The sequence below is a fragment of the Bordetella avium genome (genome assembly GCF_034424645.1).
In the GTDB taxonomy this organism is placed as follows: domain Bacteria; phylum Pseudomonadota; class Gammaproteobacteria; order Burkholderiales; family Burkholderiaceae_B; genus Bordetella; species Bordetella avium.
In genome coordinates this window covers 1084740-1108386 of record NZ_CP139969.1, presented here as the reverse complement: position 1 = coordinate 1108386, position 23647 = coordinate 1084740, and the positions used below count along the sequence as shown (strand labels likewise).

The 23647-nt window shown below is 62.2% G+C and carries 18 protein-coding genes; 2 read left to right on the top strand and 16 right to left on the bottom strand.

Annotated features, from left to right (window positions below):
• Positions 1-44 precede the first annotated feature (44 nt).
• Together U0029_RS05230 and U0029_RS05225 are read right to left on the bottom strand one after the other, a co-directional pair.
• Positions 45-3269, bottom strand: a complete 3225-nt coding sequence (locus U0029_RS05230; RefSeq protein WP_115600679.1) for an autotransporter outer membrane beta-barrel domain-containing protein — start codon at positions 3267-3269, stop codon at positions 45-47.
• Positions 3266-5461: an ESPR domain-containing protein gene (locus U0029_RS05225; protein ID WP_115600678.1), complete on the bottom strand. Its 2196-nt coding sequence runs from the start codon at positions 5459-5461 to the stop codon at positions 3266-3268. Before U0029_RS05225 ends, U0029_RS05230 begins: the two co-directional genes overlap by 4 nt.
• Positions 5462-5881: 420 nt before the next feature.
• Between U0029_RS05225 and queF the strand changes: the two genes are divergently transcribed.
• A complete protein-coding gene (queF, locus tag U0029_RS05220; protein ID WP_114852800.1) occupies positions 5882-6703 on the top strand; it encodes an NADPH-dependent 7-cyano-7-deazaguanine reductase QueF in 822 nt (273 codons plus the stop codon).
• Between the two features lie 13 nt (positions 6704-6716).
• On the opposite strand, the gene U0029_RS05215 is transcribed toward queF, so the two are convergent.
• From U0029_RS05215 to U0029_RS05165, 11 genes are all read right to left on the bottom strand, one after another.
• Positions 6717-7946 carry an MFS transporter gene (locus U0029_RS05215; RefSeq protein WP_012418113.1) on the bottom strand — a complete coding sequence of 410 codons (1230 nt, stop codon included), beginning with the start codon at positions 7944-7946 and terminating at the stop codon, positions 6717-6719.
• Between the two features lie 129 nt (positions 7947-8075).
• Positions 8076-8648 (bottom strand): CDP-diacylglycerol--glycerol-3-phosphate 3-phosphatidyltransferase, encoded by a 573-nt coding sequence (pgsA, locus tag U0029_RS05210; protein WP_012418114.1) that lies wholly within the window; start codon positions 8646-8648, stop codon positions 8076-8078.
• A 42-nt stretch (positions 8649-8690) separates the two neighbouring features.
• Positions 8691-10514, bottom strand: a complete 1824-nt coding sequence (gene uvrC, locus U0029_RS05205) for an excinuclease ABC subunit UvrC (protein ID WP_114852799.1) — start codon at positions 10512-10514, stop codon at positions 8691-8693.
• Positions 10477-11529, bottom strand: a complete 1053-nt coding sequence (gene nagZ, locus U0029_RS05200) for a beta-N-acetylhexosaminidase (protein WP_012418116.1) — start codon at positions 11527-11529, stop codon at positions 10477-10479. Before nagZ ends, uvrC begins: the two co-directional genes overlap by 38 nt.
• A 10-nt stretch (positions 11530-11539) precedes the next feature.
• A complete protein-coding gene (gene acpS, locus U0029_RS05195) occupies positions 11540-11983 on the bottom strand; it encodes a holo-ACP synthase (protein WP_114852798.1) in 444 nt (147 codons plus the stop codon).
• A 115-nt stretch (positions 11984-12098) separates the two neighbouring features.
• Positions 12099-12824 (bottom strand): pyridoxine 5'-phosphate synthase, encoded by a 726-nt coding sequence (gene pdxJ / locus U0029_RS05190; RefSeq protein ID WP_012418118.1) that lies wholly within the window; start codon positions 12822-12824, stop codon positions 12099-12101.
• Complete coding sequence (locus tag U0029_RS05185; RefSeq protein ID WP_012418119.1) at positions 12821-14347, bottom strand: efflux transporter outer membrane subunit; 1527 nt, start codon at positions 14345-14347, stop codon at positions 12821-12823. Before U0029_RS05185 ends, pdxJ begins: the two co-directional genes overlap by 4 nt.
• Positions 14344-17568 carry an efflux RND transporter permease subunit gene (locus tag U0029_RS05180; protein ID WP_114852797.1) on the bottom strand — a complete coding sequence of 1075 codons (3225 nt, stop codon included), beginning with the start codon at positions 17566-17568 and terminating at the stop codon, positions 14344-14346. The genes U0029_RS05185 and U0029_RS05180 overlap by 4 nt, the downstream gene beginning before the upstream one ends.
• Positions 17569-17628: 60 nt before the next feature.
• Positions 17629-18813, bottom strand: a complete 1185-nt coding sequence (locus tag U0029_RS05175; RefSeq protein ID WP_012418121.1) for an efflux RND transporter periplasmic adaptor subunit — start codon at positions 18811-18813, stop codon at positions 17629-17631.
• A gap of 187 nt (positions 18814-19000) precedes the next feature.
• Positions 19001-19384, bottom strand: a complete 384-nt coding sequence (locus U0029_RS05170) for a helix-turn-helix domain-containing protein (protein ID WP_012418122.1) — start codon at positions 19382-19384, stop codon at positions 19001-19003.
• A gap of 616 nt (positions 19385-20000) precedes the next feature.
• Positions 20001-20591, bottom strand: coding sequence for a DUF4136 domain-containing protein (locus U0029_RS05165; RefSeq protein WP_114852796.1), 591 nt, complete (start codon positions 20589-20591; stop codon positions 20001-20003).
• Between the two features lie 95 nt (positions 20592-20686).
• On the opposite strand from U0029_RS05165, the gene U0029_RS05160 reads away from it, so the two are divergent.
• A complete protein-coding gene (locus U0029_RS05160; RefSeq protein ID WP_114852795.1) occupies positions 20687-21490 on the top strand; it encodes a TOBE domain-containing protein in 804 nt (267 codons plus the stop codon).
• Here U0029_RS05160 and U0029_RS05155 read toward each other — a convergent pair.
• From U0029_RS05155 to modA, 3 genes are read right to left on the bottom strand one after another with little or no spacing between them, the layout of a single operon-like run.
• A complete protein-coding gene (locus U0029_RS05155; protein WP_012418125.1) occupies positions 21449-22186 on the bottom strand; it encodes an ATP-binding cassette domain-containing protein in 738 nt (245 codons plus the stop codon). The genes U0029_RS05160 and U0029_RS05155 overlap by 42 nt on opposite strands.
• Positions 22183-22857 (bottom strand): molybdate ABC transporter permease subunit, encoded by a 675-nt coding sequence (gene modB / locus U0029_RS05150; RefSeq protein WP_012418126.1) that lies wholly within the window; start codon positions 22855-22857, stop codon positions 22183-22185. Before modB ends, U0029_RS05155 begins: the two co-directional genes overlap by 4 nt.
• A gap of 10 nt (positions 22858-22867) precedes the next feature.
• Positions 22868-23623, bottom strand: a complete 756-nt coding sequence (modA, locus tag U0029_RS05145; protein WP_114852794.1) for a molybdate ABC transporter substrate-binding protein — start codon at positions 23621-23623, stop codon at positions 22868-22870.
• Between the last annotated feature and the right edge of the window lie 24 nt (positions 23624-23647).

Genomic DNA, 23647 nt, shown 5'->3' with positions numbered 1-23647 from the left:
CCTCGGAGTGGGGGAGAGCTGTGACGCCCTCCCCCTGGCTAGGATCAGAACCGGTAGCGCACGTCCAGCGTGCCCGAGTGCTGCTGGCTGCCCTCACCGAACTGCCCGCCGTAGATCACGCCTACCGTAGTGCGCTTGCTGACGGCCATGTTCACACCAAGCTCGACCAGCGCCGTATCCCGTGCGATCGGCGCGCCGTTGGTCGTGAAGGACGCGCCGCCCTGCACGAACGACATCGTGCTGGACGGATCGACATCGCCAAAGGCGTGGCGCCAACCCAGCGTGCCGAACAACTGGCCCTGGGCGCCGGCGCTTTCAAAGGCCTGCCGGGCGTGCAAGCCCAGCGTCGTGGTCGTGACGTTGTTACGGTTGGCCTCGCCGCGCAGCGCGGCGTCGCCGCCGGACTCGCTAAAGGCGCCGGTGCGCAGGCTGCTGAAGCCGGCGCCCACAAAGGGCTCCAGCGTGACACGCTCGGTCAGCGGCATGGCATAGCCGAGTTCGCCGAACACCTGAGACGTGTTGCCCTTGTAATCGGCCTTTAGCGTCTGCGGCAACCCTGCGGCGTCAGCGTAGCGCTGCGTCTTCATATCGTGCCAGGTGTAAGACGCCCCCAGGCTCAGATTGAGCTTGGCGCTGCCAGCGTCAAACGCCTTGCCGCCGTAGACCGTCAGGCTATAGCTGTCGGCCTGCGAGTTAGACGCGCGGTCGCTGGTGCGGCTGCGGCTATTGGAATAACCGGCCGCCCCACCCAGGCGCCAGCCTGCGCCGACCGCAACGTCGCCGCCTGCCGACACCCCATTGTCGCTCTGCGTGGTGCGGGCGGCATTGCCGTTGCCGCGCACCGAACCCCAGTTGCCAAAAACCTGAGCCCACAACGGCTGCGCAGCCGATTGCGGCAAGGCGGCGGCACTGCCCAGGCCCAGTTGGGCGGTAGGCACACCGGGCAACATGCCCGCACCCAAGTTGGCGCGCAAGCGGTTCAAGGGAATCTGCACAAAGCTGTTGGCCACGCCCTGCGCCATCGATACGGTACTCGCGTGCGCTTCGCCCGACAGGCCATTGAACACCTCAGCCGGCACGCCGTTGGGAAGATTCAGCACGCGACGAAACAGCGCGCTGTCGGCAGACAAGCTTTGCAGCGCCCGCGCAACCGAACGCTGGTTGCCGGTGAAAGCCGCGTCGGCAAACTCGATCGGCCGCGTGCCGCCCCCCCCATCGGGCACCTGCTTGCGCTGCACCGTCAAATCCACCTGCTTACTGCCATAGGCCAGCGAGGGCGTCAGGAAGGCCAGATTGCTGGAGACCGAATCAAACCTCCCCTGTACACCGCCGTCAGCGCTCAGGATCGTGTAGGTGGTGGACGGCGCATAAGAACCGTTCTGGCCCATGTGCAGCACCGACCCCGCCACATTGGCGACACCCGTGACCTTGACGCGGCTATGCTGGCCATCCGCCGCAGCGGCCACGCGGTATGACGCCCCGGGCAACATCACCAGATTACCCAGCACGCTCAACTGCCCAAATGGCGTCGCGGCGTTACCTGGCGCCAACGTGCCCCCTGACCCCACGATCAGATCCTGCAAGGACCCGGTGCCGGACACCGTCGCGTCAGACGTGGGGGCCAACGGTGTGGCGCTCGGCGCGGACGCCAACAGCATGGCGCCAGACGTGGCCACCCACAGCGCTCCGCCCAGCTTGCCATCGACCTGCAAGCCGCCGGCCAGCAAGCTCGTGGCACCCGTGTAGGCGCTACTATCGCCGGTAAGCGTCAAAACGCCCGCCCCCAGCTTAGACACGGCTCCCCCACCAGCAAGCACGCCCGCGAACACCGAATCGGTGGCGCGGTTGAACGTCAGATTACCGTTATTGATGATGGTGCCGCCCAGCGTACCGCGATTGCCCCCGTCGCCGACCTGCAGCGAGCCCGAGGCAATGGTGGTGGTGCCCGTAAACGCACTGTCGCCCGTCAACACCAGCGTGCCGCTGCCCTCTTGGCGCAATTGGCCCGAACCGGAAATCGCGCCGCCATAGACCACCTGGTCGATGCGCTTGAACGCCAGTGTGCCGCCGGCCTGGATGTCCGCGTCACCCGCAATGCTGCCCTGCGTCACGCCATCGCCAACCTGCAGGCGGCCAGCGCTCACTGTGGTGGTTCCCTGGTAAGTGTTCGAACCGGTCAGCACCAAGGCGCCCGCGCCCAGCTTGGCCAGACCGCCATTGCCGGACAGGGCTTGCGACACCGTGAACGTGTTGCCGGCATCCGCGATGTCCAGACCGCCGCCGGCCGCGCCAAGCGTGATCGCACGCGCGGTGCTCTCGAAAGCGGTGCCCGTGACCCGCAGCGTCCCGCCCTGGAAGTCCAGCCCCCCCGAGGCCGCGCCCAGATTGGCGTCTGACGACACCGGCAGCGTGCCTGCGGAAAGCCGCGTCTGCGCATAGGTGTTGGTGCCGTTGAGCACCAGGGTGCCCAGGCCCGTCTTGTCGAGGCCATTGCCCGCCACGACAGTGTCCAAGGTGGCGGTCCAGTCCGCCGACGCGGCACTGCCGTCGCCCACGCGCACTTCGCTCAAGGCGCCGGCCGACGGCGCCACCAGGTTGAGCGCATCGCCGTTCAGGCGGTAGCCATCGCTGAGAAACTGCGCGCCGCTGGTGCTGACATTGCCAGCGCTGCCATCGACCGTAACCGTACCCGCCGTGCCGCCGAAAATGGCGAACGCATTGCTGGGCGAGAACGCCGATGTGACAGTGACGTCTACGTCCGTCCAGTTAGCGCTATTCTTGGACCAGACGCCGGAACCGCCGCCCTGTTGCGTGGCCGTCGCCGTGCGATCCGCGTTCCAGAGATTGAGCGTCAAGTTCCTTGCATTGATCAGGTTGATCTGCCCGTTGTACACCTGCACGGTCTGCCCCACCGCCAGGCCGGTGAAGCCGCCGTTGCCCGTCGTCAGCGAACCGGTGTAGTCGAACAGCCGGTACACGCCAACGCCATAGCCGCCCGCATCATTGACGGAGAGCCGCACGCCGTTGAGCGCCAGGCTGCCGTTGACCTGCACGCTATGGCCGGCGCCCGCAGCGCCCGAACTGCCGGGCTGACCGAAGGAAAAGTCCATTGCGCTACCCTGGGCCAGCGTCAGGTCGCCATTGACGACGAAAGTGCCTCCCGGCGCGCCGGGCGCCAAGCTGCCGCCCGCCTGCACCACCACATTGCCGTTCACCGTACCAAAGCCGCCGATCGAGGCGCCGCTGGCCACCGTCACCGAGCTGTTCAAGCGGGCGCGGAGGTCGGCGGCGCCCCCCCCCCCACCACCAGCGCACCGCCGGCCACCCGGGTGGCCCCCGTATAGCTGTTCTCGCCATTGAGTACCAGGCTACCCGCCGTGTTCTTGGTGAGACCGCCGGTGCCGGCGATCACGCCACCATAATTGCCCGACCCCAGCGTAAGGGTGTTGGCGCCCAAGGCCACGTTACCGCCCGAGCCGTTGAGCGTCGCCAACTCCATGTTAGAAGCTGCCGAGATATCGAACGTGCCCTGCGTGCCCACCGTTATCACAGAGCTGGCGGCCAGGCTGCTACCCGTACCCAGCGCCAACCTGCCAGCCACGATGTTCACGCCGCCGGAGAAGGTACTGCGGCCCGTCAGAGTCTGCGTCTGAAGCCCATTTTTGATCAAGCCGCCGCTGCCTTGGATCACACCGCCGAAAACCGCGTCGTTCTGATTGAACAAACTTAGCGTATTCGCGCCAAGTGTTACCGTACCGCCCGTGCCGGACAACCCACCGAGGCTCTGATTCGGGCTCTCCCCCAGATCCAGTGTCGCGCCAGGGCTCAGAATCATACTCGTTGATGAATTCAGCACTCCTCCCGGGCCAAGCTGCAGAGTGCCGGCCTGGATGGCCGTACTGCCCGTATGGCCCAGGAGGCCACGAACCTCCAAGATACCGCTGCCTTGCTTGACCAGATTGCCGCTGCCTGACAGGCTGCCGTTAAAGCTGCCATTCTCGGCGCCGGAAAAAGTCACCGTGCCATGGTTAGCGATATTGCCCTGCAGGCTGCTGGCATTACCCACGAGCTCGGCCAAGGGGAAGACGGTTGTGTCGCCCTTGTAATCATTGGCGCCCGTCAAGCTGACCGCCTGCGTGCCCCTCACCGACAAGCCTCCCGAGCCCGTCAACCGCCCCGACAGCGTTAAGGGATGAGCACTATTTACCACCAGGCCGCTCCCCACCAAGTTGAAGCTGCTGCCTAGCGATACGCCCGGTGCTGACGCGCCAATGGCGCCGCCCGACGCAGAGATCTGGCCAACACCCAAGGCACCGCTGGCGTCGACCAACACGGTGCCCCCATTGAGCGAGATGGAGCTACCCGAGGGCAATAAGGGGCCGCCCAACAGCGTCCAGCTGCCCCCGGTAACGGTCAGGCTGTTGAAATTCAGGTAGGTGCCGGCGGCGACGCTGGTGAGCAGGCCTCGGCTGAACGTGTCGGCGAAGACCAGGGAATTGTTGCCCCCGAAGCCGCCATCCACCGTGCCCGGTCTGGCGAACAGCAGACCCGGCACGGAGGTAACGCCGATCATTTCGCCCGTCTGGCCGGTCGCGCTGATCGCGGAGCCGGACTCGGCAACGAACGTATTTCTGCTACCCGCCCCCAGCGACACGCTGCCATCGATGAGTCCGCCGTTCCTAAAGTAGTGGCCGATAAGGGAGCCGGCCGACTCAAACGCCACCCGGCCGACAATGGTGCCAGTGCTGCTGTTGGTGAAATTCACCATTCCGCCGCCATAGATCGCTACGGCCGCGATATCCGCGCCGGATCGACTACCGTAGGCCACCGGCGCGGCGCGGATGATGCCGTTGTTGGTGACGTTGGTCACGCCGCCCGTGCCGTTGTGGATGGACAGCGCCATCCCGGTCAGATTGGCCAGTTGCGCTTCGTAAATATCCCGGCCCGAGCCACCGATAAGGCCAGAAGCCTCGTTCTGGATGGTATAGGTGCTGACCCCGGGCACACTCCCATCCGCCTGGCCCAAGACAAGGCCCGATGACACCACGCTCAAACCGCTGCCCAACGCAAAGGCATCGATGACGCCCTGGTTGGTCACCGCCACATTACCGCCCCGCAGCGTCATCGCCGTGCCGCCTGCGCCCAACAGCACGCCCAACGTGCCTCCCGCCCCTACCGTCACGGTCAACCCGTTTTGCGAGTTGGTATAACTCGGGTTCAGAGGATTGACGGGCGTGTCGCAGGTCACCTGCGTAGGATTGCTAGCGCAGATCGCCATGGCGGTCTGCGTCCACGCGGCGAGCCCCAGCCCCAGGGCAACAGCTATCCCATGCAAACGCCACCGCACCGCAACGTAGACCGCCGAGGGAGCCGCCCCGCCGCGCGACTGGGCTGCCAGCTCAGAGACAGGCTGCCACAGGCGCATCGTGCGGTTCCATACCAGGCGGTAAACGTGATTCAAGATCTGCTCCTAAAAAGTTGGACGGTGTTCGCGCTGCCGATCCGTCCAGGGTGCGACGGCAGACCGGTATCTAGTCTCCACCAAGATATGAGGAACTGTATCAGTTAGCAATATTTATTTATGAGAATCATGCGCCATAACACCGCCACGTGAACCGCAGCATGCCGGCCACCCCGCCCACAGCGGCGTCTCGCTGACGCAAGCTTGGGCCGACGTTTGCGAATAGATTTGCGGCTCCCAGGAATGGGCGGCCTAGTCGGCCAGCAGGGTGGCGCAAGCATCCGGCAGCCGGTGTCGGAGCAAACGTTTGCAGGAGGGATTTCCCGCAAACAAGGCGCGGCCCCTATCAAGGCGTATGCCCCCCTGAGAAGAGGGCGCACCCTCTACAATGAGACATTGCCTCGATCTGCTTATCTCGCCATGCCGCTTTCTGATGCACCGCTAGGCCATAACGTCGCCTACCCCTCCGAATACAATGCCGCGCTGCTCTTTCCCATCGCCCGCGCCGAAAACCGGGCGGGCCTGGGCCTGGATGGCGCCCTGCCCTTTGACGGCACCGATATCTGGAACGCCTACGAGCTCTCATGGTTAGATGCCAAGGGTAAGCCGCGCATTGCCATGGCCAGTTTTCGCATCCCGGCCAGCAGCCCCAACATCATCGAGTCCAAATCCTTCAAGCTCTACCTGAACTCGTTCAACCAGACGCGCCTGCCCAATGCCCAGACCCTGCGCGATCTGCTCGAAAAAGACCTGTCGGCCGCTGCAGGTGCGCCCGTCGACATGGACTTCATCTTGCCGCAGCGCTTTGACACCCTGCGCATCCAGGAACTGAGCGGCATCAATCTAGACAAGCTGGATGTAGAAGTCGATCGCTATGAGCCCGCCCCCGAACTATTGGGCTGCAGCGGGACCGGGATCATCGAAGAAACGCTGATGTCACGCCTGCTGAAGTCCAATTGCCCCGTGACAGGCCAACCCGATTGGGCCAGCGTGCAGATCGCCTATCGAGGCCGTCCGATCGACCGGGCCGGCCTGCTCAAATACATCATTTCTTTCCGGCAACACGCCGAATTCCATGAGCATTGCGTAGAGCGCATTTTTTGCGATCTGATGCAAGCCTGCCAGCCCGAACAACTGACGGTCTATGCCCGCTATACCCGCCGCGGCGGGCTGGACATCAACCCCTGGCGCAGCAACGCTGGCGCCAGCGCGCCGGCCGATCTGCGCGGCGCGCGTCAATAACACCGGGCCGTTCTCAAGTGGGTCGCCGCGCCTGTACGGCGATCCACTGCGCCAAAAGAGCACCGATGGCAAAGGCCAAACCTGCGCCTATCCATGGCCCCTTGGCCAGCCCGGCGTCGAGCAGCAGGCCAAAACCCAGCGGTCCCAGTGCCGACCCCACATCCATGCCGGAATACACCAGGCCATAGACTGAGCCTGTCGCTCCCTTGGGCGTCACCTTGCGGATCAACATATCGCGCGACGGCGCCGCTACCCCGGCACAAAAGCCAGCCAGCGCGACGACAAACGCCGCCAGCGAGGCAGGCACCCAACCCATGGCCAACACCACCAACGTCAGGCCTGCCAAAATAAGCGCGGCGGTAACGGTGCGCTCGGTGCGCGGCGTGGCCGAGACCAGGAATCCCCCTGCCGCCATGCCGACCGCCGACGCCACCATATAGCCAGACAAGGCCGAGCTCGCCACCACGCGGGACAGATCGTAAAGCTCCGCCAGCAAGGGAATGGTGTAGTTCTGCACGGAAGACAAGGCCACCGAGGTAAAGGCGAAAAACAGAAAAGCCCCCCACAAGGCGGGCTTGGCCAACAAGGCCTTGAGCGTCTGCCAGGCATTGCCCTGCGGTGCTTTTTCATCGCTGTGCTGCGTCAACGGCCCGCCGATCAAATGGCGGCCAACGACCGTCATCAGCAAGACCAGCGCGACCAACGCACCAGCCGAAAAGGCCGCCACGCGCCAATTCGATAGCAGCGTGATGGTGGTGATGAACACCGGCGTAAGCGCCCATCCCAGATTACCGGTCAGACCATGCGTGGAATAAGCATGGCCTAATCTAGCTGGGCTGACCCGGTGATTGATGATGGAGTAGTCAGCCGGATGGAAAATGGAATTACCCACCCCACCGATAGCAGCGGCCAGTATCAGCATCGGATAGCCATTGGCCGCGCCAATGATGACCGCCGACAGCACAAAACAAGACAGGCCAAACCACAGCACCGGGCGGGCGCCGACCCGGTCTACGACGAAACCCGACGAAGCCTGACCCAAGCCTGATACGACATAAAACACCGACACGAGCAAACCCAATCGCGCGAAGTCGAGGTCAAACTCCTGGCCTAGCGACACATATAGCGAAGGCAGGAGCAACTGAAAAAAGTGGGAGCTGGCATGCGCAATACCGATGAGAAGAATGATTTGCCAATCGCGGCGGCGCAGAGCGGGGGAGTCGATAGATACGGCGGTATTCATGCGAAAAGGGCTAGAACAGCCCTGAGTAGATTGTCTCCGGTACGTGGCAGCGGTCTGCCACGCTCATCGGGCCGCTTTGACGGCCTCTTGCTGTGCAAAATGAAGGGCTCCCCCGCGAGAGCGCATCATTCAACCCGCTTTTTCGCGGATGGCAGGCCAGGCGCGGCGCAGGTAGTAAAGCATCGACCACACCGTCAGGATGGCCGCCACAAAAATTAGCCAGTTGCCGAGCAGGCGCGTATCAACGCCAAACAGTTGTTGGTTATACAAGAGGCAAGGGATGGCCACCATTTGCGCCGCCGTCTTGAATTTACCCAGGCGATGCACCGCCACGCTGGCGCTGGCGCCAATCTGGGCCATCCATTCGCGCAGCGCGGAAATCGTGATTTCACGGCCGATAATGATGAGAGAAATAAACGCATCCACCCGGCTCAGATCCAGCAACACGATCAGCGCCGCGCAAACCATGAGCTTGTCGGCCACCGGGTCCAGAAAAGCGCCGAAGGCGGAAGTCTGGTTCCAGCGCCGCGCCAGCCAGCCATCGAACCAATCCGTCAGTGCGGCCACGATAAAGGCCACAGCGGCGAAGGTGTCACGCGCCCCGACCGAGATCCAGGCATCGGGCAAATAGAACAGCCCGACCACCAGAGGAATCATGGCGATGCGCAGCCAGGTCAAAAAAATGGGTACGTTTATCGGCATAGTGCCAGTATGCTACATCAGCCGCGCGACGGATGCCCGCCGTCAGTGCAAGGCGTCATAGATCCGCTCGGCCAAATCCATTGAAATCCCGTCCACCGAGGCCAGATCCTCGATGCTGGCCGAGGTCACGCCCGACAAGCCGCCGAAGCGGGCCAGCAGCCGTTGGCGGCGCTTGGCCCCCACACCCTCGATTTCCTCCAAACGCGAAACATTACGCGTCTTGGCGCGCTTGGCGCGCATACCCGTAATGGCGAAACGGTGCGCCTCATCTCGCACCTGCGCAATCAACATGAGCGCTGCGGACGCTTTCCCAAGGGCAAGCGGCGCCCGGGCATCGGCAAACACCAGGGTTTCCAGCCCCACCTTGCGGCCCTCCCCCTTGGCTACTCCGACCAAGGCGCCGATGTCCAGCCCTAGCTCGACAAAGACCTGACGCGCCACTTCCACCTGCCCCTTACCCCCGTCGATCAGCACCAGGCCCGGCATCGGCGCCTCGCCATCGGCCACCTTAGCAAAGCGGCGCGTGAGCACCTGCCGCATCGCCGCATAGTCATCGCCCGGCGTGATGCCGACGATGTTATAGCGGCGGTACAGCGACGGCTGCATATCGTGATGCAGAAAGACCACGCAAGAGGCCTGTGTGGCCTCACCCGCGGTATGACTGATATCGAAACACTCGATGCGCAGCGCGTCCAGCGCCGCCTCGTCGGTGTCAAGATCCAAGGCTTCGGCCAAAGACAACGTACGCGCGGCGCGGGCGCCCGATTCGGTAAGCGCCCGGGCCAAGGCCATTTCCGCGTTCTTCTGAGCCTGCTCCAGCCAGGAACGGCGTACGCCCTGCGGCCGCGTCAGCACACGGCAGCGTGTGCCCGCCTGCTCCGACAAAAGACCGATAAGATCGACATCGGGCAAGGCGTGAGAACACACCAGCACTGGCGGCAATACATTATCGGCATAATGCTGAGCGATAAAAGCTTCCTGCACCTGAGCGGCTTCTTCGCCATCCGCATGGCTGGGAAAAAACGGCTTGTCGCCCAAATGACGCCCGCCACGCACCATGGCCAGGTTGACACAGACCTTGCCCCCCGCCGACGCCACGGCAATCACATCCGTATCTTCGCCGCCGACGTTTTCCATGGTCTGCTGATGCAGCACCTTGGAGAGCGAGCCCATCTGGTCGCGCAGCACCGCAGCCTCTTCAAAGCGCAGCTCGCCCGAGGCCTGCTGCATGCGAGCCTCGATTTCATCCATGACCTCGCGCGCCTCGCCATTGAGAAAACGTGCGGCGCGCTGCACATCACGCCGGTAATCCTCAGCATCGATCGCCTGGACACAGGGCCCCGAACAGCGGCCGATCTGGTACAGCAGACAGGGCCGCGAACGATTGGCGAACACCGTGTCTTCGCAGGTCCGCAAGCGAAAAACCTTTTGCAGAATCTGTATCGTCTCGCGCACGGCCCAGCTATTGGGATAGGGGCCGAAATACTGGCCCCGCTTGCTGGTGGAGCCACGGTAATAGGCGATACGCGGCCACTCGTGAGCGGTAATCAGCAAATAGGGATATGACTTGTCGTCGCGGAACAGAATGTTGTAGCGGGGGCGCAGACTCTTGATCAGATTATTTTCAAGAATCAGCGCCTCGGCTTCCGAACGCGTGACCGTCACCTCCAGGCGCACCACCTTGGACACCATTTGGGCAATGCGCGGGCTCGCCAGCGTTTTCTGGAAGTATGAGGACACGCGCTTTTTCAGATCGCGAGCCTTGCCGACATACATCACCTCCCCGGCGGCATCCAGATGCCGGTAAACGCCGGGAAGATGCGGCAGATCAGCCAGAAATGATTTGAGATTGAATTCGTCGGGCATGTTGATAGCGCGAATCGGCTTGCAGGCTGTCCCAATCAGGTGCGGCATAAGCCGGCATCAAACGGCGGATGCGGTCCACGGCCGGCGGCGTGAAACTCAAACGCTCCAGCAAGTCGTCGGCCAGATCAGGGCGATTGCAGACCAGCACCATGTCGCAGCCTGCCGACAGCGCGGCCTGCGCGCGTGCCAGAATATCGCCGGCCACCGATGCCCCCTCCATCGTCAGATCATCCGAAAACACCACACCGTCGTAGCCCAACTGTCCACGCAAAATCTCGCTCACCCAGCGGCGCGAAAAACCGGCAGGCTGGCTGTCAACTTCGGGGTAGATCACATGCGCAGGCATCACCGATGGCAGAATCTGGTCACCCAGCCAGCCATAAGGCGCGGCATCATCCTTCAGGATGTCGGCCAGTGTGCGGGTATCGACCGGAATTTCATGATGCGAATCCGCCTCGACATAGCCGTGCCCAGGAAAATGCTTGCCGCAAGCCGCCATACCCGTCAAAGCCAGGCCTTGAACCAGGGCGCGCGCCAGCATGGCCACCACACGCGGATCGGCATGAAAAGCACGATTGCCGATCACCTTGCTCACCCCATAATCCAGATCCAGGACGGGCGTAAAACTCATGTCCACACCGCAGGCGCGTAACTCTGCCGCCAGCACATAGCCGGTCTGTGTGGCCAATTGCATGGCGGCCAGCGGATCGCGGTCCCAGACCTCGCCCAGGGTACGCATAGCCGGCAGCGCGGTGAAGCCGTCTTCGCGGAAACGCTGCACCCGCCCGCCCTCGTGATCGACCGCGATCAGCAAAGGTTCGCCCCGCGCCGCATGAATATCCTGTGTGAGCGCAGTCAATTGGGCGCGGTTTTCGAAATTGCGTGCGAACAGAATCACGCCACCCACCAGCGGATGACGCAAGCGCTGTTTTTCCTGCTCGGTGAGCTGCCCGCCTGCCACGTCAACCATGACAGGACCCGGAGGAAGTAAAGAAGGCTTTCTGGACTTCGACATAGATAGTTTTTCAAGAGATGGCGGGCGCAGCCAACAGGGGCCGCGCCTCGACGATGACATAAGCGGCCGCCATATCCGACTCGTCGGTAATGGATACATAGGCCGCCCCAAAGCGTTCGTCATACCAGGGGCGTAAAGCCTGATCGATCACCAACAACGGCCGCCCCCCGGGCGCATTCAACGTTTGCACCCGCGTCCAGGTCATGGGCATGCGCATCCCCAGACCGATGGCTTTGGAAAAGGCTTCTTTGGCTGCAAAGCGGGTAGCCAGAAAACGTATGCCGCGCACCGTGTCGCGAGCGCTGCGAGCAAGGAATTTTTCCATTTCCTGCTCCCCCAGAACTTTCCGGGCGAATCGCTCGCCATGACGCTCCAGCGCATGCGCGATACGCTCGATACGAATCAAGTCCAAACCAATACCGGCAATGGCGCCCGCGGTGGGAACAGTAAGCATCACGACACCCTGATAAGGCTGACGCCCGAAAGCGCCCCAATAGCGAAATCATACGCGAGCGCCCGCCAGAGAAAAGGCCGCCTCGATAGGCGGCCTTTTCTCTGGCGGCAACCGCTCAGCGCGCGCGCGCCTGGATCATCAAGGCCTTCATATCGCGGATTGCTTTTTCCCAGCCGTCAAAGACGGCCTGGGCCACGATGGCGTGACCGATATTGAGTTCGGAAATACCATCGATGGCGGCCACCGCTTGCACATTGCCATAATGCAGACCGTGACCCGCGTTCACACGCAGCCCATGAAGCAGCCCCACATCGACGGCCGCACGGATACGCTCGAGCTCGCGCTCGGCAAGCTCACCCTCCGCCTCGGCGTAAGCGCCTGTGTGCAACTCAATGACCGGCGCCTGGGCTCGGGCAGCCGCCTCGATCTGGGCCGCATCCGGGTCGATGAACAGCGATACGCGGATGCCTGCCTCGGTCAGCAGCGCCACGGCATCGGCTACCGCATCGAACTGCCCCAACACATCCAGCCCGCCTTCGGTCGTCAGTTCGGCGCGCTTTTCCGGCACCAGGCAGACATCGCTGGGCTTGACCGCGCAGGCGATCTCCAGCATTTCCGGCGTCAGCGCACACTCGAGATTCATGCGCGTGCGCAAACGCGGGCGGATGGCGTAAACATCCGCATCCTGGATATGACGACGGTCTTCGCGCAAATGCAGGGTGATCAGATCCGCGCCGGCGTCTTCGGCGCGCACCGCCGCCGCTAAAGGATCCGGGTAGGCCGTGTGGCGCTGCTGACGCAGCGTAGCCACATGATCAATATTGATGCCGAGTTCAATCATTTTGCTTGGCTGGTATTAGGTTGAGCCTGGGTAAGCGCCGTATTCTCCACCCATCCGCCGCCGAGCGCTTTATAAAGCTCGACGCGGTTGATGAGCGAGGCCAAGCCAGTCTGCACCAGGGCGATCTGGGCATTGAAGAAGTCCACCTGGGACGTCTGCACCTGAAGATAGCTGTCCACGCCATTCACGTAGCGCAGATTAGACAATTCCAGCGTGCGCGCCGATGAGGCCTCCAGACCCCGCTGCGCTTCCAACTGGGCGCTATATGTCGCCTCGCCAGCCAGCGCATCCGACACTTCCCGGAAAGCCTGCTGAATGGTCTGCTCATATTGCGCCACGGCGATATTGTCGCGAGCCTTCGCCAGATTCAGACCCTCGACAATGCTGCCGCCCGAGAACAGCGGCATGCTCAGTTGCGGCGAAAAACTCCAATAGCCCTGTCCGCCCTTGAAGAGGTTGCCCAGAGAGGGGCTGGCGGCCCCCAATAAACCAGTCAGCGAGATTGTCGGAAAAAAAGCCGCCCGCGCCGCGCCGATATTGGCATTGGCCGAAAGCAGTTGATGCTCGGCGGCCAGGATATCGGGCCGGCGCTCTAGCAAATCGGAAGGCAGGCCGGCCGGCACCGTGGCCAGCATCTGGTCACGGCCAAAAGGCGCTGGCGCCGGCAAATCTGCCGGCAGCGTCGCCACGCCTAGCAGCACGGTCAGGGCGTTAGTGGCCTGGGCCTGGGAGCGGGCCAGTTGCGCCAGATCGGCCGAGGCCGAATCCAACAGCGACTTGGCCTGATTCAGATCCAACTCGGAAGCCACGCCCCCGTCAAAACGGGTTTTGACGAGGTTGTAAGACTCCTGACGAGATTGCAGCGTCTTGCGCACCAGATCGAGCTGCACCTCTGCTGCGCGCAGATTGAAGTACGCCTGCGCCACTGCGCCCACCAGCGTGATCTGCACCGCGCGCTGCGCCTGCTCGGTGGACAGATACTGCTGATATGCCGCCTCAGACAAGCTGCGCAGACGGCCGAACAGATCGATCTCGAACGTGGTCAGGCCTATGCCGGCCTGATATTGGCTGCTGATAGACGAGGAATCGGGTCCGCCCGCACGCATATTGCGCGGCAAATGCTGACGGGTGCCCTGCGCGCCCACACCGATCGATGGCCATTGTGCGCCGCGCTGGATGCCATATTGGGCTCGCGCTTCTTCGACGCGCAGCACCGCCACACGCAGATCTCGGCTGTTGTTCAACGCCAGCCCGATCAAGGCCTGAAGGCGCGGATCGAGAAACACATTGCGCCAGCCGATGTCGGCGGCGGCAACGCCGGACTGCGGTGCGACCGCAGCCGCAGGCTGCGAACCCAACTCCGAAGGCCGGCTGTAAGCGCCGTAATGGATTTTGGGCTGGTCCGGCCAATTGGCCGACACCGGCGCCTGCGGACGATGATAATCCGGGGCAAGCGAGCAGCCGGCCAGGCCGGCCGCCAGCAGCGCCATCAGGGCGCCGCGTTTAAGCATCAGGGCCGTCATTCCTTATTCTCCTGACTGCCTTGGTTTTGAGTCGTGCCAGTCTGGCCGGCTTGTTTTTCCTCTTCGGCCTTCTTGGCAGCCTGCTCGGCCTGGAAAGCGCGAAGTTCGGCGCCCAGCAGGCGCGGACGGGTCTTGACCAGGGTCATGACCACCACGAAGAAGCTAGGCACAAAGATCACGGCAAACGGCGTCGCGGCAAGCATCCCGCCCAACACCCCCAAACCGACAGCTCGCTGGCTGGCGGCGCTGGCGCCGGTGGCCAACGCAAGCGGCAGCACACCCAGAATGAAAGCCATCGACGTCATCAGAATGGGTCGGAATCGCAGACGTGCCGCCTCCACTGCCGACTCGTACAGACCATTGCCGCGGGCATAGTGGTCCTTGGCAAACTCGATGATCAGAATGGCGTTCTTGGCCGCCAGCCCGATCACGGTCACCATCCCCACCTGGAAATACACGTCGTTGGACATGCCCATCAGCGAGACCAGACCCACGGCGCCCAGCATGCCCAGTGGCACCACCAGCATCACCGAGGCCGGAATGGCCCAGCTTTCGTACAGAGCCGCCAACACCATGAATACGACCAGCAACGCCAGCGCCATCAGGATCACGGCCTGGTTGCCGGCCAGACGCTCCTGATACGACAGACCATTCCACTCGTAACCAAAGCCCGGCGGAAGCTTGGCGACCAGGTTTTCCATCTCGGTCATGGCTTCGCCAGTCGAGTAGCCCGCGGCGGCACTGCCGCCGATACGAACCGACTCATAGCTGTTGTAGCGCACCACCTGGGTCGGCCCTTGCGACCACTTGGCGGTCACGAAGGACGACAGAGGCACCATGCCGCCATCCTTGTTGCGGGCGTTCAGGTTGAGCACGTCCTCCATATGCATGCGGTAGGGCGCATCGGCCTGCACCCAAATGTTCTGCATCCGGCCCAGATTGGGAAACTTGCTCAGGTAAGCCGAACCCACGGCGGTGGAGATGAGCGAAGCCGCTTCGGAAAAATCCACCCCCAGCGCGGCCGCTTTGTCGCGGTCTATGGTCAAGGCGAGTTGCGCGCCCGGTCCCAGGCCGGTAATACGCACCTGCGACAACACCGGACTCTGCATCGCCATACCCATCAACTGACCCGTCGCGGCGGCAAGCGCCTCCGAACCCGCCGCTGAACGGTCTTGCAGCCGGAAGTCAAAACCGGATGCATTACCCAAGGAAGAAATGGCCGGCGGCACCACGGTGAACACCATGGCGTCCTTGATACCCATGAACAGCCGCTGGAAAGCGGCGCCCGCAATGGCCTGAGCCGAATCCTGCGGCGCCTTGCGGTCCGCAAAGTCTTTCAGGGTGGTAAACACCAGCGCCGTATTCAAGCCGTTGCCGTTAAAGGAAAAACCCTGAACAGCTACGATATTCTGCGTGGTGGGCAGTTTGCTGAAATAGTCTTCGACCTCTTCAATCACCTCGATCGTACGATTGGCCGAAGCGCCGGAGGGCAGCTCGATGTTGCTGATCACATAGCCTTGATCTTCCTCGGGCAGGAAGGACGAGGGCAGGCGGATGTACAACCAGCCCAGCAGCACGACCAGCAGCGCGAACACCAACATCATGCGGCCGCCCTTGTGCAGAACGCGCGAAATCCAGTTCTGGTAGTGATGCGTGGTGGCTTCAAAGTTGCGGTTGAACCAGCCGAAGAAACCCTTCTTCTCGTTGGGATGCCCTTTCGGGATAGGCTTGAGCAGCGTGGCGCACAAAGCAGGCGTGAAGCTCAAGGCCAGGAAGGCCGAAAAGAAGATCGACACGGACATCGCCACAGCGAACTGACGATAGATCACGCCCACCGAGCCGCTCATGAAGGCCAGCGGCAGAAACACAGTCACCAGCACCAGCGTGATGCCGACAATGGCGCCCGTGATCTGCGGCATGGCCTTGGCCGTGGCCTCCTTGGGCGGCAGGCCTTCGGTCGCCATGATGCGCTCGACGTTCTCGACCACCACGATAGCGTCATCAACCAGAATGCCGATGGCCAGCACCATCGCGAACATGGTCAAAACGTTGATGGACAGCCCCAGCACCAGCATCACCGCGAACGCCCCCATCATGGCCACCGGCACCACCAGCGCCGGAATCAGGGTGTAGCGCACGTTCTGCAAGAACAGGAACATCACCAGGAACACCAGCACCATGGCCTCGACCAGGGTGTGGATCACCTTTTCGATCGACACCTTCACATAGGGCGCCGTGTCGTAAGGAATCTCGTACTTGATGTTGTCCGGGAAATACCGGGCCAGTTGGGCCATTTCCTTGCGAATGCCCTCGGCCGTCTGCAAGGCATTCGCGTCAGGCGACAGCACGATGGCGAAGGCCGCCGTCGGCTTGCCGTTCAGACGCGCACCGAACTGGTAGTTGTCCGAACCCACCTCGATACGAGCGACATCGCGCAGCAACACCCTGGAGCCGTCGGTATTGGCCCGCAGCACGATGCCGCCAAACCCCTCGACCGTGCTCAACTGACCGTTGGCCGTCACGGTGGCCGTCACACGGACCGCAGCCGGATTAGGCGGCGCGCCGATGGTGCCGCCCGACACCAGGACGTTCTGGCTCGCAATGGCCTGGTTGACGTCCTGCATGCTCAGGTTATAGCCCACCAGCTTCTGCGGATCGACCCAGATACGCATAGCGCGCGGCGCCGCAAAGAGCTGGAACTGACCGACACCCGGCACCCGGGAGATCGGGTTCTTGATATTGCGGGTGATGTAATCCGCCAACGCCGCCTGATCCAGCGAACCGTCAGTCGAGGACAGCGTCACGAACAACAGAAAGCCCGCGCTGGTCTGCTCGTACTTGAGGCCTTGCTGCGTCACCGCAGCGGGCAACTGCGCCGTCACGTTGGAGATACGGTTTTGCACGTCCACCTGCGCCAGATCGGGATCGGTACCCGGACGGAAGGTGGCCGTAATCTGCGCTTGGCCATTGGAATCGCTGACGGACTCGTAATACAGCAGACCTTTGGCGCCGTTGAGTTCGTCTTCGATGATGCTGGTTACCGTCTCGGCCACTTCCTTGGCCGAAGCGCCAGGATAGGTGGCGGTGATGGAAATGGCGGGCGGTGCCACGTCCGGATACTGCGAAACAGGCATATTGGGGATAGCCAATATGCCCGCCAGCAGTATGAACAGCGCAACCACCCAGGCGAAAATGGGTCGATCAATAAAAAATTGCGGCATGTGGGCTGACTCTGAAAGCGATGCTCACGAACGAGGAACGCGGCTTACGCCGCGTGCCGCTCAAGACTTTGGCTCTTGCTTGGCAGGCTGCGCCTGCCCCGGCTTGGCTTTGGGGTCCCAGGGGGAGGTTTGCACGGGCGCGCCCGGGCGGATCTTCTGGAAACCCTCGACAACGACCATATCTCCCGCCGACAGGCCGCTGGTGACGACCCATTGATTGTTGATCGCGGCGGGACTCGTCGTGATGGGCACCTGCTGAACCTTGCCATCTTTGACCACCATCAGGCTTTGCATGCCGTCAGCAGTGCGTTGCAAGGCTTGCTGCGGCACCATCAGGGCCTTGTCGTCCACCCCCTCATCCAGACGCACACGCACATACATGCCGGGCAGCAGGATTTCATCAGGGTTGGGAACCTCGGCACGCAGCACGACGTTGCCGGTCGACGGGTCTACCGTAATGCCGGTGAAGAGCAACTTGCCCGGATGGTTGTAGATTGCACCATTCTCCAGCACGATGGACACGCGTGCGGTGTCGGGGCCGAGCTTCTGCAACTGGCCCGATGCAAAGGCCTCGCGCAGACGCGCCAGGTCGGTCGTGGACTGCGTAAAGTCGATATAAACGGGGTCGAGCTGCTGCACCAGAGCCATTTGCGTAGCCGAGGCGGCATCAACGAGCGCGCCCTCGGTCACTAGCGGTCGGCCTATGCGCCCCGTAATCGGCGAAGTGACATTGGTGTAGCCCAGGTTGATGCTTGCCGCAGTCTGAGCGGCCTTGGCTGCAGCCACGGCGGCATCGGCCTGACGATAAGCCGCCACCGCGTTGTCATACTCCTGCTTGCTGACGGCATTTGCCTTCACCAGCGGCGCATAGCGGTCTGCCAGCAGCTTTGCGCTGTACAGGTCAGCCTGCGCCTGCTTCAATTGCGCGGTCGCCTGATCGTAACTCGCCTTGTAAGGCGCCGGATCGATCTTGAACAGAACCTGGTTTTCTTTGACCTCACCGCCCTGTTGAAACTGGACTTTCTGCACGATACCCGTGACACGGGCACGGATCTGCGCATCACGGACAGCATCTACGCGGCCGGGCAGATCGGAGATGATCGAGGTTTTTTGGGGCTGTACAGTCAGGACAGCGACCTGAGGCATGCCCGGATTCATCTGAGGCTGTTCGCCGCACCCGGACAATATAAAAGCAATCGCCACGGCCAAGCCAAAACCCGAGACACGCTGAGGTGAAAAACGCATGAATCCCTCACGGAGTGAAAGCACGTCGCCCCCACTGCCGCCGTGTAGCGGATATTGTCATAGGGTGAGGGGGGACGCGAACTCGCGTACTTTAGCGCATTTTTGCGGGGAAACCCTGAAGTTTGTGCCAAAAACCACTAGCAAATGCCTGATTGTTGACAAAAAACGTTGAATGCAACGACCGCTCTCAGGAGGGCTGGACGTTCAGATGGCCTAAAAACACATACCCCATACCGTGTACCGTATGCAAGGGCAGTTCGGCACCGACCTCGCTGACTTTTTTGCGCAAACGACTGATGGCAACATTGAGCGTGCGCAGACTGGAGCCTGGCAAGGCTTTCATCAACGCATCACGTGAGAGCTCCCTTCCGGGATGTTCGACGATAGCCAGAAAACACACTCGTTCAAGCGCGGTAAGGCTGATGCGCACCCCTCGCGGCGTACTCAGCACCCAGCCACGGTAGAGCAGATTCCAGGTCTCATCCGAGTTGGCTGATGCATGAGGCGCCGCGCCGTCGTCGGTGGCGACGACGTCAGCGGGCAAGTCTGAAGCGTAAGAGTGTTGGGTCATGGCAGCATGGACAGGAGAGACGGCAAACGTGCGCAGGCTTGTTGGCCACTCCTGTTGCCGCGGCTTGCGGAAGGATCAGGATCTGCCCCCTCTGGCCCAAATACAGACCGCGAGAGATCGAGCGCATGCCTACGCGCCAGCTTGCTCAATTGCACGACAGATTACGGCGGCTTGCGTTAGCCTCCAGCTTGCTTGCACATAAATCAGACCTACCTTACCTATCTTTAGCGACTTCTCGCGCCATGACTACCCACGGTTCGGTCCTGTGCGCCAGCATACAGAGGGAAAACGAGGAGCCCAACCCATCAGACGCCCCAACACCGGGCGCACGGCAGGGAAAGCCCATTTATTGACGAAAGGCGGGTCTTTAATCTTGCGCAAAGACATCAGGATCTACGGTAGCCCCTGCCGGGGCAGGCCCCATGGTGGATCGGGTCGCACGAGTATTGCTGCCACGGCGCGCCCAAAACCGCGGCGCCTAAAGCCGGAGCAGGACATCGTAACCATGATGCAGCCCGCCTCAGCAGCCCGACCCAGGCCGCCAAGCCGCCAGCGCCCCGCAAGCCCGCAACCGAGAACCCAGGCCCTGCCCAGTATCACTGGACCGCATTCATGGCTACTTGGGCATGGCAGGCCTGCCTACCCCGGCGCGGAAGGGATATTGGCTGAAGATCTGGCCCATCACCTTTTGAATCAGCTCAACGCTGGGCGTGCCCTGCGGATTATTGACTTCTCCAACGGCTACGCCTTCCCACACTAGCTGGCGCAGACGCGGATCGATCAAATCGACATTGAGCGTGCCCTCCGTATATTGATAGACATCATCGCCCCATCCATAGCCCTGCCAAGGACCATAAAAACCCGTACGGTAGCCATAATAGGGCCAGACGGCGGGAGGCGCTGCGGGCGTAACCAGCAGTTTGTTCTGCAATTTGGCGCCAAAATTCACGAGCAAATCCGGCTTTTGAGCGTCATAGACATAGCCCCGGTCCTCCATCTGCAGGCGGGCGGCATTTTTCAAGCGCTCTGTCAGCAGATTGGTATACCCGGCGGTGTCCGTGCCCAGCGGGCTCATGAAAGCAAAGCTACGATACTGAGCAAAATTCACCTGGTGGTCGTAGTCGCTACGCACCATAGGCCCGCTTGCGCAGGCGCTCAGTAAAGCCGCCAATCCCAGCACACTCAACATCCGTGGCAACGCCAGCATCGCTCTCTCCGATTGAAAGTGTAGGTAGTTGATCTTGCACTGAATACAAACAACTTGCAATAAACTCCCCCCTCCCCCTTTTTTGGCCTGAACGCATGACCTCCTCTCCCGATCTGGAACTCGATGGCTCCATCTGGCTGCGCAGCGGCGGACAGACCTGGGGCGGCGCGCAACGCATCGCCCTGTTAAGCCAGATCGGCATAACCGGCTCCATCACTGCGGCCGCGAAAGCGGTGGGCATGAGCTATAAAGGAGCGTGGGACGCTATCGACACCATGAACAATCTCGCCGGGCTGCCCTTGATGGAGCGCGCGGCGGGAGGCAAAGGCGGCGGCGGCACTCGCCTCACGCCCCAGGCCGAACGCCTAATTTCGGCTTTCAATCAGTTGCAGCAGGCGCACGGCCGCTTCCTGCAACACCTCGCCAGCCAAGGCCTGACGGGTGACCTCGACATCATGAGACGCCTTATGTTCAAAACCAGTGCGCGCAACCGCCTGTTAGGCATAGTCACGGACATCCTTCCGGGTGCTGTCAACGATGAGATAAGGCTGAACCTGGCGGGGGGACAAGCCTTGCGCGTCACCATTACGCGAGAAAGCACACGGGAGCTGGAACTCGCGCCCGGGCGCGAGGTGATCGCGCTTATCAAAGCGTCGGCCGTCCTCATCGGCCTGCCGGGTTCCGGCCTACGCCTGTCGGCAGACAATCAATTGCCGGGCCATATCGCTCAGATACGTCCCGGTGCAGTCAACGATGAGATCGTGATCGACCTGCAAGGCGGCGGCACACTGGTCTGCGTCATCACCCGCGACAGCCAGCGTGAGCTTGGCCTGACCGAAGGCAGCGAAGTGCAGGCGCTATTTAGCGCCGCCAGCGTCATTCTGGGCGTGACCGACTAAGCACGCCTCGCTGCCTGACGCCGTACACCTCTCGCTTTTGGCGACCCGACCGTCACGCAGATAAAACACCGCATCGCCCAGGGCATCGATATCTGCGGGATCGTGCGTGATGAGCATCATCGGCACCGGCAGCCCGTCAAGCAACTGCCGCAGCTCGGCGCGCATCTTGTCGCGCAACTGAGAATCCAGCGCCGAAAAGGGCTCGTCCAACAAGAGCAGCGCGGGTTCCGAAGCCAGCGCCCGCGCCAATGCCGTGCGCTGCTTCTGCCCGCCCGAGATCTGGGCGGGGTAGCTATTGATAATAGGGCCCAATTCGAAGGCATCAATCCAGCGCCGCGCCTGCGGCGAAACACCCCGGCGGCGTGGATTGAACCAACCCTGACTCAGCGCAAAGGCCACGTTCTGCCCCACGGTCAGATGAGGAAACAGCGCATAGTCCTGGAACAGATAGGCAACACGCCGGGCCTGGGGCGGGAGAAACAGCGTCTGCTCGCTGTCATAGAACACCCGCCCATCGACCGCGATATGGCCAGCATCGGGTCGAAGAAGCCCCGCCACTGCCCGCAAAGTCATGCTTTTACCGGCCCCTGACGGGCCAAATAGCACAACACGGCGCGACGCCGTGCGCAAGCGTACATCCATCTCGAAACGCCGGTCTTGCGCCACCAAGGTCTTACGCAATGCGATATCTATCATGTCGCCACTCCTCGGCGCCTGGGCATGAGCCAACTGGCCAGCAACAAAGCCGCCACGCAGGTCACGGAGGTGATCAGCACCAGCAGGTTCGCCGTGCCATCGTCACCTGCCTGCACCGCCTCGTAGATGGCGATGGACAGGGTCTGGGTGCGGCCCGGCAGATTGCCCGCCACCATCAAGGTGGCGCCGAATTCTCCCAAGGCGCGGGCAAAGGCCAGCAAAACACCCGCCATGATGCCCCGCAGGGCCAAAGGCAGTGTGACGCGGAAAAACACGGACGACTCACGCAGACCCAATACGCGGGCCGCGGCTTCGAGCTGTGGGTCCACCTGCTCGAATGCGGTGCGCGCCCCTTTGAGCACCAGCGGAAAGGCCACTACGGCGGCCGCGATGACAGCGCCCTGCCAGGTAAACACCAGCTCGATGCCCCATTTGGCCAGCACCTCTCCCAACAAGCCCCGCCTACCCAGCAGCACCAAAAGGTAGTAACCCAGCACGGTGGGCGGCAGCACCATCGGCAGCGTCAGGATGGAGTCCACCAGTTCTCGGGCTGGCGAGCGCCAGCGCGAGAGCCAGAAACCCACTGCCGTGCCGCTGATGGCGCTAATGACGGTGGCCCAGCCCGCCACCTTCAGCGACAGCAGCAGCGGGACCCATACCGGGTCAGTCATGCGAATGTCCTCAAGGCTTTTTGAAGCCGTAACGCGCCAGGATCTGCTGACCCTCTTCGGAACGGGCGAAGTCGATAAAGGCCTGCGCGGCCTCCTTGTTGGCGTCGCGAGTCGTCCGCGCAATGGGATAGGTGATAGCTTGCGGCGTAGGCACCGTGGTCACAACCTTGACCTTGTCAGGCATGACGATCGCATCGGTGGCGAACACAAAACCCGCATCGACTTCACCGCGCGCCACATAATCAAGACTTTGACGCACGTTCTGCGCCGGAACGCCCTTGGCGGAAACGGTATTCCACAAGCCCTGCTGCTCGAGCGCAGACTGGGTGTAACGACCTACCGGCACAGACGCCGGATTGCCATAAGCCACACGCTTGACGCGATCGGACTTGAGATCCTCTGTGCTCTTGACGTCAGGCCCGCCCGTGGCCGGCACAATCAACACCAGCGCATTGGCGGCGAAATTCGCGCGCGTATCAGGAAGCACGGCCTTTTGCGCAACCGCCCGATCCATCGCCGCCTGGTCAGCCGAAGCGAACACATCTGCAGGCGCCCCCTGCTCGATCTGGCGCAACAGGACATCCGAAGCCGCGAAATTCAACACCACCTTGTTGCCAGGGTGCTTGGCTTCATAGGCCTGACCCAGCTCCTTGAAAGCGTTGGTCAGGCTGGCAGCGGCCGAAACGGTCAGGTCGGCGGCGTGTGCGGCGCCAGCGGAAAACATGGCGGTCAAAACCGAAAACACGATCTTGCTGCAAATCTTCATTGTCTATCCCTGTTGATGCGCACG